Below are 16,581 nucleotides of genomic sequence, written 5' to 3'. Positions count from 1 at the left end.
AAAAACACCGCACGGCGTGGCTTGCCACAGAGAGACTCCAGGTGCAGCGCCCTCCCCTTCTCCCGCCTGCGGGAGAAGGTGGCGCGCAGCGCCGGATGAGGGCCGCATTCCATCGCGTTCCCTCATCTGGTCATAAACACCAACACACCCAGACTGATCGCGGCGCCAACCTCCAGCAGAGCCTTGCATGAGCACTCCCCGCTACACCCGCCTGTCCGGCCTGGAACCGCTGGTCATCACCCCGGACCTGCTGTTTATCAATGTCGGCGAGCGCACCAACGTCACCGGCAGCGCCCAGTTCCGCAAGCTGATCAAGGAAGAGCGCTACGAAGAAGCGGTGGAAGTGGCGCGCCAGCAGGTGGCCAATGGTGCGCAGATCCTCGACGTCAACATGGACGAGGGCCTGATCGATTCCGAGAAGGCGATGACCCGCTTTCTCAATCTGATCATGTCCGAACCGGATATCGCGCGCATCCCGGTGATGGTCGATTCGTCCAAGTGGACGGTGATCGAAGCGGGCCTGAAATGCCTGCAAGGCAAGAGCGTGGTCAATTCGATCTCGCTCAAGGAAGGCGAAGCGGTCTTCATCGAGCAGGCACGCAAGGTGCTGCGCTATGGCGCCGCCGCGGTGGTGATGGCCTTCGATGAGGTGGGCCAGGCGGACACCTGCGCACGCAAGGTGGAAATCTGCACGCGTGCCTACAAGGTGCTGACCGAGCAGGTCGGCTTCCCGCCGGAAGACATCATCTTCGACCCGAACATCTTTGCCGTCGCCACCGGCATCGAAGAACACGACAACTACGCAGTGGACTTCATCGAAGCCACCCGTGAAATCAAACGCACGTTGCCGCACTGCCATATCTCCGGCGGCGTGTCGAATGTGTCGTTCTCGTTCCGCGGCAACGAAAGCGTGCGCCAGGCCATCCACTCGGTGTTCCTGTTCCATGCGATCAAGGCCGGCATGGACATGGGCATCGTCAATGCCGGCGGCATGCCGATCTACGACGACCTGGACCCTGAGCTACGCGAGCGCGTGGAGGATGTGATCCTCAACCGGCGCAAGGACGGCACCGAGCGCCTGCTGGAGATCGCCGAGCGTTACAAGGGCACCAAGGGTGCGGCGAAAGCCGAAGACCTGGCCTGGCGCGACAAGCCGGTACGCGCGCGCCTGGCGCATGCATTGGTGCACGGCATCGATGCATACGTGGACACCGATACCGAAGAAGCGCGTCAGCAGTCCACCCGCCCGCTGGATGTGATCGAAGGCCCGCTGATGGACGGCATGAACGTGGTCGGCGACCTGTTCGGGGCCGGCAAGATGTTCCTGCCGCAGGTGGTCAAGTCCGCACGCGTGATGAAGAAGGCCGTGGCGTATCTGTTGCCCTACATCGAAGCGGAAAAATTGCGCACCGGCGATGTCGGCAGGTCCAATGGCAAGATCATCATGGCCACCGTCAAGGGCGACGTGCACGACATCGGCAAGAACATTGTCGGGGTGGTGTTGGCCTGCAACAACTTCGATGTGGTGGACCTGGGCGTGATGGTGTCGGCGCAGGTGATCCTGGATCGTGCACGCGCAGAAAATGCCGACCTGATCGGTCTGTCGGGCCTGATCACGCCGTCGCTGGAAGAGATGTCGCATGTGGCGCGCGAGATGCAGCGCCAGGGGTTCGAGATCCCGCTCCTGATCGGCGGTGCCACCACCTCGCGCGCGCATACCGCGCTGAAGATCGACCCGCACTACACCGCGCCCACCGTGTGGGTCAAAGATGCCTCGCGTGCGGTCGGCGTTGCGCAATCGCTGATCTCGCGCGACCTGCGTCAGGCGTTCGTGGCCGCCAATGACGCCGACTACGCCGAGATCCGTGCCCGCCATCGCAACCGTGGCGATGCCAAGCGACTGGTGTCGCTGGAAAAGGCACGTGCGCAACGCTTCGATGGCGGATGGGACAGCTATGTGCCGCCCGCGCCACGCCAGCCGGGCCTCCACGTTTTCGACGACTACCCGCTGCAGGAGTTGGTCGAGCTGATCGACTGGACCCCGTTCTTCCAGGCCTGGGAGCTGGCCGGCAAGTTCCCGGCCATCCTCAGCGACGAGATCGTCGGCACCCAGGCCAGCGAGCTGTATCGCGACGCACGCCGCATGCTCAAGCAGATCGTCGACGAGAAGTGGCTGACGGCGAAGGCCGTGTTTGGGCTATGGCCGGCCAATAGCGTGGGCGACGACGTCGTCGTCCTGACCGAAGCGGCGGAATCGGGAATCGGGAGTCGGGAATCGCAAAGCGATGCCCCCGCGCTCGACCATTCCCGATTCTCCATTCCCCATTCCCTGCATTTCTTGCGCCAGCAAGTCGACAAACCCATCGACCGCCCCGATTTCTGCCTGGCCGATTTCATCGCGCCCAAGGACAGCGGTGTGCAGGACTGGATCGGGGCCTTCGCGGTCACCGCGGGCATCGGCATCGACCCGCATGTGGCCCGCTTTGAAGCCGCGCACGACGACTACAATGCGATCCTGCTCAAGGCGCTGGCCGATCGCCTGGCCGAAGCACTGGCGGAGCGCTTGCATCAGCGCGTGCGCACCGAGTTCTGGGGCTATGCGGACGACGAGAGCCTGGACAACGACGCCTTGATCGCCGAACGCTATCGCGGCATTCGCCCTGCCCCCGGTTACCCGGCTTGCCCGGAACACAGCGAAAAACGCACGCTGTTCGACCTGCTCGATGCAGAGCAGAACACCACGATGACGCTGACCGAGAGCTTCGCGATGCTGCCCACTGCGGCGGTGTCCGGCTATTACTTCAGCCATCCCAGGAGCCAGTATTTCGTGGTCGGGCGCCTGGGCAAGGAACAGGTCGCCGACTACGCCAAGCGCAAGGGGATCACGCTGGTCATGGCCGAACGCTGGCTGGCATCGAACCTGGATTACGACCCGGAGTAAGGTCCGCCGCAACACCATAGGAGCGCACCCGGGCGCGACAGGGCGTTACCAGTAAAGCCCTGTCGTGCCCGGGTGCGCTTCTACGTGGGGCCGCCGACCTTCGACAGCGGCGCTTTGATCACATCAACATCAGGCAGCCGGGCGCAACACGTTCAGAACCTCGTAGCATGCGCCCATGGTGTGGTAATCGGTCTTGCCGGCCGGGCTCTTTTCGTCGCTGTACTTGCGGTTGTCCGCGTCCAGGATGCGATACCACGCGCCGTAGCGGTGATCGATCATGTGCTTCCAGGAGTAGTCCCACAGCTTGTCGTACCACTGCCAGTAGCGATCCTCGCCACTGCGCTGGGCCAGTAATGCGGCAGCAGCGAGCGATTCGGCCTGCACCCAGAAGTACTTGTCGTCATCGCAGACCTGCCCGTCCGGTGCGAAGCCGTAATACAGCCCGCCGCGTTGGGCATCCCAGGAGCGTTCCACCGCCACATCGAACAGGTGTTGCGCGGTCGGCAACAACCAGTCGGCCGGCGCGTAGCGGTCCAGCAGCATCAGCAGCTTGGCCCATTCGGTCTGATGGCCTGGCTGGAAGCCCCAGGGGCGGAACAGGTGCTTGGGGTCATCGCGGTTGTAATCCCAATCGATGTTCCACTGCGGGTCGTAGTGCTCCCACACCAGGCCATCGGCCTTGGCGGCCTGACGGCGCGTCATGTTGTCGGCCAACTGCAGCGCACGGTCGAGATAACGTTGCTCGCCACTGGCCTCATACGCGGCGATCATCGCCTCGCACATATGCATGTTGGCGTTCTGGCCGCGATACGTGGTGAAATTGAAGTGGGCGTCGGCTTCATCGCGGTACAAGCCAAATTCCGGCTCCCAGAAATACTTCTCCAGCAGCTGCCAGGTTTCGTCCATCCACGTGCGGGCTTCGGCGATGCCGGCCTTCAGCCCGCACGAATACGCCAGCAGCACGAATGCAACGCCGTAGCAGTGGTTCATGTCGTCTTCCACCACGCCATCGCGCAAGGTCCAGGCATAGCCGCCGGTCGCCGCATTGCGATGCACGTTGCGCAGATAATCCAGGCCGTGGCGCACTGCCTCCAGGTACTCGGCGTTGCCGAACTCGCGGTAGGCCATCGCGTAGTTGAAGACGAAGCGCGTGCTACTCACCAGATGCCGGTGCCCGGCGTCGTAGATGGAGCCGTCATCGCGGAAATACTGAAAGAAGCCACCGGCCGGGTCGATCGCGCGCGGGTGATAGAACGCCATGGTGTCGGCGATGTGCTGGCGCAGGACATCGGCCGAGCGGAAATCGGGTGCGGGGGATGCGGGCAACGGGCTCATGCTTGTTCCTGGATCAGAGAATGGACGTCATCGATACCGGGCATCGCAGCGAACGCGCCCTTGCGCGTGACCGCCAATGCGCCGACGGCGGCAGCGAACCGGATCACCTCGGTCATCGCCGAGGTATCGCCGCACAATTGCGCCAGCGTGGTGCCGCGCGCAGCCAGCTGGAACAGCAGCCCACCCACGAACGCATCGCCCGCAGCAGTGCTATCGCGCACCTGCACGGTGAACGCCGGCACCTGGCCGGAATCGGTGCGGGTCTGCCAGTGCACCGGGCCGCCACCATCGGTGACCAGCAGCCAGCTCGCGTTGCCCTGCCATAGCTTCTGCGTCACTGCGCTGGCATCGCTGTCCAGCGTGCCGGCCAGATAGTCGAGCTCTTCGCGCGAAAGCTTGACCACATCGGCCAGGGCCAGCGCCTCCCACAGCACCGGCGCCGGGTTCACGTCCTGCGGCCACAGCATCGGGCGCAGGTTGAGATCGAGGCTGACGATGGCACCATCGGCGCGCGCGCGGCGCATGCCGTCCAGCGTGCATTGCGCAATCTCCGGCTCGGTCATGCTGTTGGAGCACACATGCAGCACCGCCGCCTGCGCGAAGCCATCGGCAGCAAAATGTTCGGGACGGAACAGCAGATCCGCTGCAGGCGGCCGGTAGAAACTGAAACTGCGCTCGCCCGCCTCGTCCAACGCGACGAACGCCAGCGCCGTCTTGGCCTGATCGGTGCGCACGATGCCGCCGGTGGCTACACCGGCCTGCTGCAGGCTCTGCAGCAGGAAGTCGCCGAACATGTCGCGCCCGAGCATGCCGACAAAATGGGACGCACCGCCAAGCTTGGCGACAGCGACGGCCACGTTGGCCGGTGCGCCGCCCGCATATTGCGCAAACGTGCGCGCGTCGTCGCTGCTGGCTTGTGGCAAGGCCAGCATGTCGATCAAGGCCTCGCCGAAGCAGATCACCTGGTTCTTGGCAGCGCTCATGCGTGCGCCTCCGCCAACGCGCCACGCAGACGAGAGCCCCAGATACCGTAGAACACGATGTACAGGTAGCACACCAGCGGCAGCACGAACGACTCATGCAGGCCGATCCGGTCTGCGAGCAGGCCCTGCAGATACGGCACGATCGCACCGCCGACAATGGCCATGATCAACAGGCTCGACGCCCGCCCGGTCAGCGGGCCGAGGCGCTCGATGCCCAGGGTGAAGATGGTCGGGAACATGATCGAGTTGAACAGGCCGATCGCCACCAGTGCGTACACCGCCAGCATGCCGCCGCTGACCATGGTGGCGCCCAGCAGCAGTGCATTGATCGCCGCGAACGCCGACAACAGGACGCGGGGCGACAGTTTGGCCAGCAGTGCCGAGCCGATGAAACGGCCGATCATCGCCAGCGTCCAGTAGGCCGAGACGTACTTGGTCGCTTCGCGCTCGGTGAAACCGCCGATCTCCGGCAACGAGAAGTAATTAACCATCAGGCTGCCGATCGCCACTTCTGCGCCGACATAGAAAAAGATCGCCAGCACCCCGAAGCGCACATGCGGGTGACGCAAGGCATCGCGCAGGCTATGCGTGCTTTGGTCTTTCTGTGCGCCTGCATCGGTCAGTGCCGGCAGACGGAACAGAAACACGAAGATCGCCAGCAGGAACAGCACCACGCCCAGGCCGATGTAGGGACCTTGCACCGCCTGCGCTTCCTGCACGCGATAGGCCAGCTGCTCGGCCTCCGGCAGTGCCTTGAGCTGGTCGCCGCTCATCACCGTGTTGGACAGGATCAACCAGCCACCCAACAGCGGCGCGATCGCCGTCCCCAACGAGTTGAGCGCCTGCGCCAGGGTCAGACGGCTGGACGCGCTGCGCTCGGGACCCAGCAATGCCACGTACGGGTTGGCCGCCACCTGCAGGATGGTGATGCCGGTGGCCAGCACGAACAATGCGCCCAGAAATGCGCCATACACCCGCAATTCTGCCGCCGGCCAGAAGCCCAGCGCCCCAACTGCCGCCACCGCAAGTCCCGCCACGATGCCCTGCTTGTAGCCCAACCGGTTCACCAGCCAACCGGCCGGCAGCGACATCAGGAAATACGCACCGAAGAAGGTGAACTGCACCAGCATCGCCTGGGCGAAGTTGAGTTCGAACACCGCTTTGAGGTGCGGGATCAGGATGTCGTTGAGGCAGGTGAGAAAGCCCCACATGAAGAAGATCGTGGTAACCACCGACAACGCGACGCCGTTGTTGACGGGCGCCTTGTTGCCGCTTGGCACAGTGGATTGCGTGGAAAGGGAAACCATAGGAGTTGCCTGGTCAGCGGCCTGAGGCCTTGGTGGGGGAACGGTTGGGGGAATGGCTTGCGCGTTGCGGCGCAGGCGCTGCGGTCGGCGCGCATGCACTGCTTGCACGGATCTTCAAGGCGACGGCGGCGGTGAGCCGTTGCGCCGCCAGTTCAGGGCTGCCGATGCGCTGCAGCACCAGTTGCGCGGCCTGCCGGCCACGCGCGCGCGGATCGGCGGCCAGCGTGGTCAGGGCCGGGGTGAACAACGCGGCTTCGGCGATATCGTCGAAGCCGGTCACCGCAAAATCGCGGCCGGGCACACGGCCCTGCATCGCCAGCGCGGCCATCAGGCCCAGCGCCACGCTGTCGTTGTAGCAGACCGCCGCACTCACGCGCTGGCCCGCACCGCCCAACATGCGTGCGCCACACAGCGCGGCATCCTGGCGATTGGGTGCCGACTCGACGTACTGCACGGCCAGCCCCGCATCCGTCATTGCACGCGTGTAGCCGGCACGGCGCTGACGGCACGAACTGGATTCGGCATGGCCACCGAAGAACACGATGTGCCGGTGACCTTGCGCGATGAGGTGCGTGCAGGCCAGAAACGCACCCTGCTCGTTGTCGAGCGCCAGCAGATCCCAACCGGCACCCTCCACTTCGCGGTTGAACAGCACGACGTTGCGCTGGCGGCCGAGCACCTGGGTCAGGGCCTGCGCCTGACTGCCTTCGGCCGGCGACAGGATGATTCCGGCCGGCGTGTGCTCCATCACCGAGGTCAGCACCGCCTGCTGGCGCTGCGTCGATTCACCGGTGCTGCCCAGCAGCGTCACATAGCCGGCGGCGCCCAGCGCTTCATCGACGCCTGCGGCGAACTCGGCAAAAAATGGATTGGACAGGTCGTTGATGACCAACGCGATGCTGGACGAGGTGCGCCGGCGCAGATTGGCGGCGGCGCGGTTGTACACATAGTTCTGTCGATCCAGCTCGGCCTCGACACGTGCCCGCGTGCTTGCATGCACCAACGGGCTGCCACGCAGTACCAGCGAGACGGTGGCACGCGACACGCCGATGGCGACCGCGATATCGCGCAACGTCACTGCGCCACGGCGCGGACGGCGCGCGTCGCCGTCCTCTTCCATTGCAGATGTCGGCGTGGCGCGCGTCAAGTTGCAGACCTGGCGTTAAAAGAAATGCGCATGCCCGTGGCGTTCATTGGATCGATCCAATTAGGCCTTTTCCTTGTTCTCAATGCATGCGGCAGTGCAACAAATCGGGCTGGATAGCCCATTCAGTGCGTGCCAACTGGTCGGTCGGGGCGATTAAGCAGCGCACGGCTCGTTGCCGCAAGATCAGCTGCCGCCAACATGGTGCCGTCTCCGCCTTGCGCCCCTCCCGTATCTAGAACTTTTTTGCCCGTGACCGCCACCGCCACCGCCACCGCCACCGCCAGCTCGAGAATGCAGCCCGGCATTGCGATGCCGCCACGATTCTCCGGGCCACCACGGCAGCTGCGCAGCGCGCGGCTAGCGTCGTCGGGCAGCACGACGCAGACGTCTGGCTCACCGACAGTCGTTACTGAAACGCGATCGACAATCCAATTCCGCCCTGCCAGTCGGGGCTCTCCGAGGTCAGCCCGCGCAGCACCGAGACATCCAGCTGCATCGCGTGCGCCAGTTGCCAGGCGCCGCCCGCACCCGCCACGCGCGAATGCTCGCTGCCGGTATCGATCCCCGCTTCGACGTAGCTGCTGAAATGCTCGCCGGAAAAAAACGTGTAATTGGGTGCAAAGGTCCAGGTGTGGCCCTCGTCGTCGCGCGCGTAGTTGACGTACAGCGCAAATGCACGCTGCTGCGCGAGGTCCCAGGAGGCGGTGACGCCGAGTTCGCGGGCATAGCCGTCGCTGAAGGCCGGGCTGCCCGTCGGCACGCTGTAGGTGCCCAGCGCCGCCCAGTGAAAACTGTCGGAGCGCGATGGCAGGGCCACCTTCAAGCCGATGTGGCTATCGCCACCGCCGCGCACGCGTTGGCGGCCCCCGTGCTGCCAGTTGTAACTGTCGCTGCCCAGTTGCAGCTCCACCTGTTGCGACAGGCCCAGACGCAGCACGGTGTCGGCGGTGTACAGCGTGGTCCGCTGGCCATCGGTGCGATCGGTGCTCGCATCCGGCAAACCCTGCTCCCAGGCGAATGCGCCGGGCTGCAACACCTCGGCGGCAAACGGGATGCCGGGCCGGTCGAACGCCGGTGGATCCTCCGCCTGCGCCGCTGCCGGCCGGCTGCTCAGGCACAACACCAGCAGCGCCCCGGCCAACAGCAGAGGTCGCCCTGCGCGCAGCTGCAACCGCTCGCTCACGAAGGAAGACGCCGGCACCGACGGTGCATCGGCACGCAATTGCGCGGGAACAGAAAACACGGACATGGGTGGCACCATCGGCAGGAAGTGAGCGACAACGCAGCAAATCATCGGGATGGCTGCGTCGACCAGCAACGGCGCGCATGGTGCCGCGCCGGCCGTGACCGGTTTGTATACCGCGCCGCTCTCGCCAGCGGCGCAGCCAGCGTTGTACGCGTGGCAGGCCGTGGCGCGGCAAAACAGCACGCTGCGGCGACAGCTACAACAGGCGCACTAGCCGACACGTACCGACGTCAACCAGCAACTGCTCCCGCACTGACGATCGCCGGGCCGGCAGGCAGGCCCGATCCGGTGGGTCAGCATCCCGCCGCCCTGCCCGGTCGCAACCATTGGCAAGCTCGCCCGCCAACAAAAAGGGGACCCTCAGGTGCCCTTTCAAGACAGCCACGTGATGCCGCCTTACCAGACCAGATCGTCAGGCACCTGGTACTTGGGATCGGCATAGGGATCCTCGCCCGCAGGTGCGTTCGCGTCCACCTTCAGGGCGACCGATGGCGCGAACACCGCCTCGGCGTCGGCCAGCACTTCGGCCGTCACCAGCAGATAGCGCCCGTTGAGCTGCAGCACGCCGAGCTCGCCGGCGTTAAGTGCCTTGAGCTGGTCGGCGGTGACATAGATACGCTTGATCTTGCCGCCGTACGGAAAATGCCGGGCAATGTCGGCATCGGCGTGATTCAGTCCCTTGTCCTTGAGCAGTTCTTCCAGCTTGGCCTTGGCTTCGCGGCGCAGGCGTGCTTCTTCCTGCTTGATCCGCTCGGCTTCGATGCGTTCGTCCTTCTCGCGCTGCGCCCGGATCGCATAGGCCTTGGCCAGATCGATGTCTTCGCGCGTGCGCGGCGGCCTGGGACCGCGCCGGCCTGCATCGGCCTGCGGCGGACGTGGCGACGCCGTCGGCCGGCCGTCGTTACGACGATCGGGCCTGCCCCCGTGCTTGCGTTCGCCACTGCCATCGGTAGCCGCGGCGGCAGACGACCGCTGAGGCCCCCTGCCCTGGCCATCCGGCCGGTGGCCGCCGGGTGCGGGCTTGCCGCCCTTGCCGTGCGGACGCGCGGCAGGCCGCGCGTCGGGTTTGCGTTCTGGCTTGGGCGCTGACTTGAAGCCCAGGCCAAGCAGCTGGTCACGTAGGGTATCGCTCATGGCGGCGGCAATCTGCAATTAATAGTGCGGAGGCGGCGGTTCATCCGCCGCATCGGCAAACAACGTGGAGCGCACCTTGCCCAGATCCTCGAGCAGGTGGCGGATCAGTTCGGCATTGCGGGCACCAGTCAAACGGGCATCCGCCAGCGCTTCACTCAGTTCGTTGAGCGCCTGCTCCTGAAAGGAGAGGCGCGTTTCCAGTTCCACCAATCGCGCTTCCAGGTCCTGGTCGCGCGGCGAGAGTTGCTCATGCATGTAACGAACGGCCTCGTCCGATAGCGTAGTAAGCCAGACCAGCGGCGTCGATCTCTTGCCGGTCATACAGGTTGCGGCCGTCGAACACGACCTTGTCCTTCACTGCCTGCCTGATCTTGCTGACATCCGGGCTGCGGAGCTGCTTCCACCCGGTGACCAGAACCAATGCGTGGGCGCCTTCCGGTGCCGCGAACGCTTCTTCGCAGAAGGTCAGGTCATCGCGCCCGCCGAAGATGCGCCTGGCTTCACGAGTGGCCTCCGGGTCGGAGGCTCGCACGCCGGCACCGGCTTCCCACGGCTGCGCCATCAGACAACGGCTGGACGCAGCACGCACGTCGTCGGTGCTGGACCAACGTCGCCGGCACCAGAGATCGCAACGCGCATGGGTACAAAAGTTCTGCGACAGATCAGGGAAGGATGCCCATCAGTTCGACATCGAACGTCAAGGTTGCGTCCGGTCCGATCGGCCCACCCTGCGTGCCGTTCGGGCCATAGGCCAGGTTGGATGGAATCCAGAACCGATACTTCGAACCGACCGGCATCAACGCGACGCCCTCGGTCCAGCCGGGAATGACCTGATCCAGGCCGAACTCGGCCGGCTGGCCGCGCTGGTAGGAACTATCGAACACCTGCCCATTGAGCAGCTTGCCCTCGTAATTGACGCGCACCTTGTTGGTCCGCATCGGACGCTCGCCGCTGCCCTGGCGCAGCACCATGTACTGCAGGCCGGATGCGGTGGTGATCACGCCCTTCTCGGTCTTGTTCTTGGCAAGGAAGGCATTGCCTTCTTCGCGATTCTTGGCACCGGCAGCGCCCTGCTTGGCCGAGGCGAACGCCTGCATGGTGGCGGCCGCTTCCTGCTGGGTCAGGCGCGTGGTGCCCTTGGCGAACACGGTACGCACCGCTTCCATCAGGATCGACAGATCGATCTCGTCCTTGATGCCGGCCAGCGACGGACCAACTGCACGGTCGCCGAGCATCAGGCCGACATTTTCCTTGGACGGGGCAGCCGGCGCGGAACCCGGCGCCATGCCCGGCACCTGCTGGCCGTTACGGGCCGCCAGCGCGGTGCGCAGGGCGGTATCGGTGGCCTGGGTCTGCTCGTCGGACAGCAGCGGCTTGCCACCCTTGAATGCATTTTCGATGGCGCGTTGCATGGCGCTCAGATCGATGTCCTGGGCGATCGGCTCGAACGAGCGGGCCACATCCATACCGATGGCGTAGCTGACGTTGTCGCGCGTGCTTTTCTCAGACGATGCATTCAAAACTGGCTTCTCCTTGGTGGCCGCTGCGGCCGGTTGCTGCGACATCGCCGGCACCGAAGCCGCCATTGCCACCATCAGTAGCGACGCCGCCGCGCCGCGCTTTCCCATCTTCATTCGATGCACTTCCCGAAAGTGAAAAGACACGCCGCCGACGGCGCTGAACACGCATTGTCGCATGCGCACGCGGCGTTGCGAGAGCCGCGCTCAGCGCGAGGGCGCATTGAGCTCGCGTTCGATCGCCGCCACAACGCGCGAATCGTCCGGTTTGATCTTGCTGGGGAACTGCGCCACCACGCGTCCATCGCGACCAATCAGATACTTATGGAAGTTCCACCCCGGCGCCACGCCCGTCGCCTGGGTCAGCCGCTGGTACAACGGCGTGGCCTCCTTGCCAAGCACATGCACCTTCTCGAACATCGGGAACTTGACGCCATAGGTCAGGGTGCAGAATTCCTGGATCTGTTTCTCGGATCCGGGCTCCTGCCCCTGAAAATCGTTCGACGGAAAGCCCAACACCGCAAACCCACGGCTGGCGTAGCGCTTGTTGAGCGCTTCCAGGCCTTCGTACTGCGGGGTGTAGCCGCACTTGCTGGCGGTGTTGACCACCATCACCACCTTGCCACCGTAACTACGGTTCAGGTTGATTGGCGCCTTTCCGGCGAGCGGGCGGTAGTCCAGATCCAGCAGCGTAGCGCCGGCGGCCAGCGCCGATCCCGCGAAAAATCCAGCAAATACAACCACTAACAGACGTTTCAGCAACATGGGCAATACCTCGGCGAGGGATCGGCATCCCGAATCTGGCGGGGTGCCATCAGTTGGGTGTGACAGACGGTTGACTGCCTGCGTGTCGGTGTTATAGTTGAATACAACACCAGTCATCCAACGCAGGGGGAAAGCATGAACAGCACACGTGTCACGCGACCAGTTCCGCTGTTGCTGTTCGGCAGCACCCTGTTTGCCATTGGTTGGCTGGGAGCCGCTTCCAGTCAGGTAACGGAGTCCGGCGCCGATTATGGCGTGTCGGAAGCGGTTACGGAAAACGCGACAACTCCCCCCGAAGCACGTACCCGGCCTAGCCGGCATCCGCGCGCCTCGCTGTCGATGCCCTATTTCTCCTTCGCGCAGGTTCTGCGCCCACGGAGCTGATCATGAACGACATCCAATGGAGCGACGGCGCTCCCATCTACCGCCAACTCAAGGAACGGGTCATTGCCATGATGCTCGATGGAATCCTCAAGCCGGGCGATGCCCTGCCCTCGGTGCGCCAGGTGGCGGCGGACTATCAATTGAATCCGATCACCGTCTCGCGCGCCTATCAGGAACTGGCCGACGAGAACCTGGTGGAAAAACGCCGCGGCCTGGGCATGTTCATGACCCCGGAAGCCGCACAGAAGCTGCGCGGCAGCGAACGCGAGCGTTTCTTGAATGAAGAATGGCCGGCGGTGCTGGAACGCATCCAGCGCCTGGGCCTGTCCATCGACGATCTGTTGCCACAGGGGAAAACACCATGACCGCCGTCTCCACCGACCATGTCGTCGACGCCCGCGGCCTGCGCAAGGCCTACAAACATCGCCTGGCGCTGGACAACGCCAGCTTCACCATCGCGGCCGGCCGCATCGTCGGCCTGATCGGCCCCAACGGCGCCGGCAAGACCACGGCACTGAAGGCGGTACTGGGCCTGACCGACTTCGACGGCGAGCTGCGCGTGCTGGGCATGGACCCTCGCACCCAGCGCAACGCGCTGATGAACGAGGTCTGCTTCATCGCCGACGTGGCGGTGCTGCCGCGCTGGCTGCGGGTTGGCGAGGCGATCGACTTCGTGGCCGGCGTGCATCCGCGCTTCGATCGCGCCAAGTGCGAGCGCTTCCTGGCCAACACCCAGCTCAACCGCAAATCGCGGGTGCGCGAATTGTCCAAGGGCATGATCGTGCAGTTGCACCTGGCGCTGGTGATGGCCATCGACGCACGCATCCTGGTGCTGGACGAGCCCACCCTGGGCCTGGACATCCTCTACCGCAAGCAGTTCTACCAGCGCCTGCTGGAGGATTACTTCGACGAGCAGAAGACCATCATCGTCACCACGCACCAGGTCGAGGAGATCGAACACATCCTCACCGATGTGATGTTCATCCGCGACGGCCGCATCGTGCTGACTGCCGACATGGAAGACGTGGCGCAGCGCTACACCGAAGTGCTGGTCGGTACCGAGCACCTCGACGCCGCGCGAACATTGAGGCCGATCGACGAACGCGCCCTGCCCTTCGGCAAGACGGTGATGTTGTTCGACGGCGTGCCCAAAGCGCAGCTCGCCCACTTCGGCGAAACCCGCAATCCCGGCCTGGCCGACCTGTTTGTTGCCGTCATGAAGGGGACCTACGCATGAATGCCATGACCAACCACGCATCGCCCGCCCGCACCTTCGGCTGGCTGCTCAAACGCGAATACTGGGAACACCGTGGCGGCTTCGTCTGGGCGCAGGTGATCACCGGCGGCATTGCGGTGTTCTTCGCGCTGCTGGGCGCGGTGATCGGTGCGATCACCGCCCGCCGCAACATGGTCGGCGACAGCGTCAACCTGGACGACATGGCCGAGTACACCCGCACCCTGGGCCAGGTGGGCGACGGCCTGCTGCTGGGCGGGATCGGCATCGCCTCGGTGGTACTGGCCTTCGTGGTGTTCTTCTATGCGCTGGGCAGCCTGTACGACGACCGCCGCGACCGCAGCGTGCTGTTCTGGAAATCGCTGCCGGTCTCCGACGTGCAGACCGTGCTGTCCAAGGCCGCCTGGGCGCTGTTGCTGGCGCCGCTGATCGCCATTGCGATCGGCCTGGTGGTGGGGCTGGCGCTGTGGCTGATCGCCATCGGCGGCGCGTTGATCGCCGGTGCGCCCAGCCCCTGGGCCATGGCCACGCACTCGCATCCGTTCGCGCTACTGTGGTTGCTGCTCAAGACCGTGCCGATGAGCCTGCTGTGGTCGTTGCCCACCATCGGCTGGCTGATGTTCTGCTCGGCCTGGGCCTCGAGCAAGCCGTTCCTGTGGGCGGTGCTGTTCCCGCTGCTGGCCTGCGTAATGCTGAGCATCCTTGCAGCGATGCCCGGCGTGTCGCTGCCGATCGGCTGGATCTGGTACATCGTCGGCTACCGCGGCCTGCTCAGCGTGCTGCCGGGCACCTGGTCGCCGCGTGCGGTCAGCGGCAACCTGGACAGCAGCGCCATGCAGAACCCCAGCGACCTGGTGCAGTGGGCCCTGCAGCACACCGACAGCGCACGCGTCTACGGCAATGCCGACATCTGGATCGGCGCCGCCATCGGTGTGGCCCTGATCGTCGCCTCCATCTACCTGCGCCGCCGGCGCTCAGAAGCCTGAAGGACATCCCATGCGCCTGCCCCTGACCCTGGCCCTTCTGTTCGCATTGCCCGGCGCCGCGGCTGCCGAAGAGCAATGCAAGTACTCCGAGCCGCGCAGCCTGGAGCTGCAACTGGCGGGAGTGAAGTCGGTGCTGTTCGAAGTCGCCTCCAACGACCTGCGCCTGGACGCCGCGCCCGGTACCGGCGGACGCCTGCAAGGCCGCGCCTGTGCGGCCAAGGCCGAACTGCTCAAGCACCTGACCGTGACCCAGAAGCGGGTCGGCGACAAGCTGGTGGTGACCCTGGCCGAAGACCGCCTGATCCGCATGTCCGTCGGCGAAAACTATTCGTATCTGGACCTGCGCGGCAGCGTGCCGAACACTGTGCTGGTGCAGTTCGATGTGGGCTCCGGTGATGCCGAGATCAGCGGTGCCGCATCCGTCAGCGCCGATGTCGGTTCGGGCGATATGACCGTCCGCCGCAGCAAGGGACGCGTCACCGCCAAGGTGGGCTCCGGCGACATCGAGCTGGAGGATATCGGTGCGCTGCGTGTGCTGGCGGTGGGCTCGGGCGATCTGAAGGCAAAGCAGATCCATGGCGCAACCGACGTCGGCACGGTCGGCTCCGGCGACGTCAAACTGCGCGACGTGGCAGGCAACGTCACCGTCGGCACCGTGGGGTCGGGCGAGATGGAGATCGAGGACGTGCAGGGAAGCGTTCGGGTCGAGGCGGTCAGCTCCGGCTCGATCCATGTGCGCAAGGTCAGTGGCGATGTCAGCCTTGCGCGCAAAGGCAGCGGCGACATCAGCGCCAGCGATGTGGGCGGCACCATGCGCGTGCCGGCAGACAAGTAACTCTTCATTTGGGGGATAGCTTATGAAACTGCTTATTTCTGCGGTAATGGCCAGCGTGCTGCTGGTGGGCTGCGGCAAGTCCGAGCCGAAGGTGGTGGTGTCGGGCGAGAACGACAGCGGCGGCGGCGTGACCTTCAACGGCAAGAGCGTGACGCTCAAGCGCAGCGGCTTGCCGGCGGCGACCATCAGTGCCGACGGTGCGCTCAGCATCGACGGCAAGGCGGTGAACTTGAACGACGTACAGCATCAGGCGATGCGCAATTACTACGCGCAGATCCAGGGCGTTGCGGCCAAGGGCATCGATATCGGTACGCAGGGCGCGGCATTCGGCGCGCATGCCGCCGGTGAAGCGCTCAAAGGCGTGCTGAGCGGCAACACGGACCAGATCGGCGACAAGATCGAAGCCGAAGCGGAGACCTTCAAACAGAAGACCATGCTGATCTGCGATCAGCTGGACAAGTTACGCGGCGCGCAGGATGCCGCAACCCGTGCCGTGCCCGAATTTGGACCCTATGCCAATCTCACCCAGAAGGATGTTGCCGACTGCCGCGATTGAGGGCCGCGAGCGGAGTGTGGCAGCGGCTCGGCTCCGCGGCGGTCGCCGTCGTGCTTGCGGCCACTGCATCGGACTGGTCGGACATCGCCGCAGCCACTGGCCGGCACTCTGCGCACGGGTGAACATGCAATGCGTCAGCGGCGCACGATGATCGTGTTGCAACCGCTGGTTGGCGCACCCCTGCGATGGTTTGTCAGCTCTGCCGACCACA

The 16,581-nt window shown here is 64.9% G+C and carries 17 protein-coding genes and 1 pseudogene; 7 read left to right on the top strand and 11 right to left on the bottom strand.

The annotated features are described in order from the left end of the window. The first annotated feature begins 187 nt into the window (after positions 1–187). Positions 188–2,941, top strand: a complete 2,754-nt coding sequence (gene metH / locus ACCQ10_RS07960) for a methionine synthase (protein WP_372362709.1) — start codon at positions 188–190, stop codon at positions 2,939–2,941. 129 nt (positions 2,942–3,070) lie between these two features. On the opposite strand, the gene ACCQ10_RS07955 is transcribed toward metH, so the two are convergent. From ACCQ10_RS07955 to ACCQ10_RS07905, 11 genes and pseudogenes are all read right to left on the bottom strand, one after another. Further along, entirely contained in the window at positions 3,071–4,276 is a 1,206-nt protein-coding gene (locus ACCQ10_RS07955; protein ID WP_372362708.1) for an AGE family epimerase/isomerase, read from the bottom strand. Continuing rightward, positions 4,273–5,259 carry a carbohydrate kinase family protein gene (locus tag ACCQ10_RS07950; protein WP_372362707.1) on the bottom strand — a complete coding sequence of 329 codons (987 nt, stop codon included), beginning with the start codon at positions 5,257–5,259 and terminating at the stop codon, positions 4,273–4,275. Before ACCQ10_RS07950 ends, ACCQ10_RS07955 begins: the two co-directional genes overlap by 4 nt. Further along, entirely contained in the window at positions 5,256–6,566 is a 1,311-nt protein-coding gene (gene fucP, locus ACCQ10_RS07945; protein WP_228889707.1) for an L-fucose:H+ symporter permease, read from the bottom strand. Before fucP ends, ACCQ10_RS07950 begins: the two co-directional genes overlap by 4 nt. A 13-nt stretch (positions 6,567–6,579) precedes the next feature. Further along, complete coding sequence (locus ACCQ10_RS07940) at positions 6,580–7,686, bottom strand: LacI family DNA-binding transcriptional regulator (protein ID WP_372362706.1); 1,107 nt, start codon at positions 7,684–7,686, stop codon at positions 6,580–6,582. A 149-nt stretch (positions 7,687–7,835) separates the two neighbouring features. Further along, a complete protein-coding gene (locus ACCQ10_RS07935; RefSeq protein ID WP_506191973.1) occupies positions 7,836–8,090 on the bottom strand; it encodes a hypothetical protein in 255 nt (84 codons plus the stop codon). Between the two features lie 29 nt (positions 8,091–8,119). After that, positions 8,120–8,962, bottom strand: coding sequence for a transporter (locus tag ACCQ10_RS07930; protein WP_372362705.1), 843 nt, complete (start codon positions 8,960–8,962; stop codon positions 8,120–8,122). A 393-nt stretch (positions 8,963–9,355) separates the two neighbouring features. Further along, positions 9,356–10,093 carry a DUF2058 domain-containing protein gene (locus tag ACCQ10_RS07925; RefSeq protein ID WP_372362704.1) on the bottom strand — a complete coding sequence of 246 codons (738 nt, stop codon included), beginning with the start codon at positions 10,091–10,093 and terminating at the stop codon, positions 9,356–9,358. Between the two features lie 18 nt (positions 10,094–10,111). Next, on the bottom strand, positions 10,112–10,348 hold the full coding sequence (locus ACCQ10_RS07920) for a SlyX family protein (RefSeq protein ID WP_039403175.1): 237 nt from the start codon (positions 10,346–10,348) through the stop codon (positions 10,112–10,114). Further along, positions 10,341–10,694, bottom strand: a pseudogene (locus ACCQ10_RS07915) (UDP binding domain-containing protein); the annotation flags it as partial. The pseudogene ACCQ10_RS07915 and the gene ACCQ10_RS07920, both read right to left, overlap by 8 nt. A 61-nt stretch (positions 10,695–10,755) precedes the next feature. Next, entirely contained in the window at positions 10,756–11,727 is a 972-nt protein-coding gene (locus tag ACCQ10_RS07910; RefSeq protein ID WP_039403181.1) for an FKBP-type peptidyl-prolyl cis-trans isomerase, read from the bottom strand. 90 nt (positions 11,728–11,817) lie between these two features. Further along, positions 11,818–12,375 (bottom strand): glutathione peroxidase, encoded by a 558-nt coding sequence (locus ACCQ10_RS07905; RefSeq protein ID WP_372362703.1) that lies wholly within the window; start codon positions 12,373–12,375, stop codon positions 11,818–11,820. A 135-nt stretch (positions 12,376–12,510) separates the two neighbouring features. Here ACCQ10_RS07905 and ACCQ10_RS07900 point away from each other — a divergent pair, with 135 nt between their 5' ends. The 6 genes from ACCQ10_RS07900 to ACCQ10_RS07875 are packed head-to-tail and all read left to right on the top strand — an operon-like array spanning position 12,511 to position 16,370. Continuing rightward, positions 12,511–12,759 (top strand): hypothetical protein, encoded by a 249-nt coding sequence (locus ACCQ10_RS07900; RefSeq protein ID WP_372362702.1) that lies wholly within the window; start codon positions 12,511–12,513, stop codon positions 12,757–12,759. 2 nt (positions 12,760–12,761) lie between these two features. After that, the gene (locus ACCQ10_RS07895) at positions 12,762–13,124 is read left to right on the top strand and encodes a GntR family transcriptional regulator (protein WP_003483692.1); all 363 of its coding nucleotides are present in this window, start codon (positions 12,762–12,764) and stop codon (positions 13,122–13,124) included. Then, entirely contained in the window at positions 13,121–13,996 is an 876-nt protein-coding gene (locus ACCQ10_RS07890) for an ABC transporter ATP-binding protein (RefSeq protein ID WP_372362701.1), read from the top strand. Before ACCQ10_RS07895 ends, ACCQ10_RS07890 begins: the two co-directional genes overlap by 4 nt. Then, positions 13,993–14,979: a hypothetical protein gene (locus tag ACCQ10_RS07885; RefSeq protein WP_039403197.1), complete on the top strand. Its 987-nt coding sequence runs from the start codon at positions 13,993–13,995 to the stop codon at positions 14,977–14,979. Before ACCQ10_RS07890 ends, ACCQ10_RS07885 begins: the two co-directional genes overlap by 4 nt. A gap of 10 nt (positions 14,980–14,989) precedes the next feature. Beyond that, positions 14,990–15,814, top strand: a complete 825-nt coding sequence (locus tag ACCQ10_RS07880) for a DUF4097 family beta strand repeat-containing protein (RefSeq protein ID WP_372362700.1) — start codon at positions 14,990–14,992, stop codon at positions 15,812–15,814. Between the two features lie 22 nt (positions 15,815–15,836). Next, entirely contained in the window at positions 15,837–16,370 is a 534-nt protein-coding gene (locus ACCQ10_RS07875; protein WP_372362699.1) for a DUF2884 family protein, read from the top strand. Positions 16,371–16,581 lie beyond the last annotated feature (211 nt).

Source organism: Xanthomonas sp. NCPPB 1325 (assembly GCF_041477645.2).
GTDB lineage: Bacteria > Pseudomonadota > Gammaproteobacteria > Xanthomonadales > Xanthomonadaceae > Xanthomonas > Xanthomonas cannabis.
This window is presented reverse-complemented; position numbering and strand designations above follow the sequence as displayed.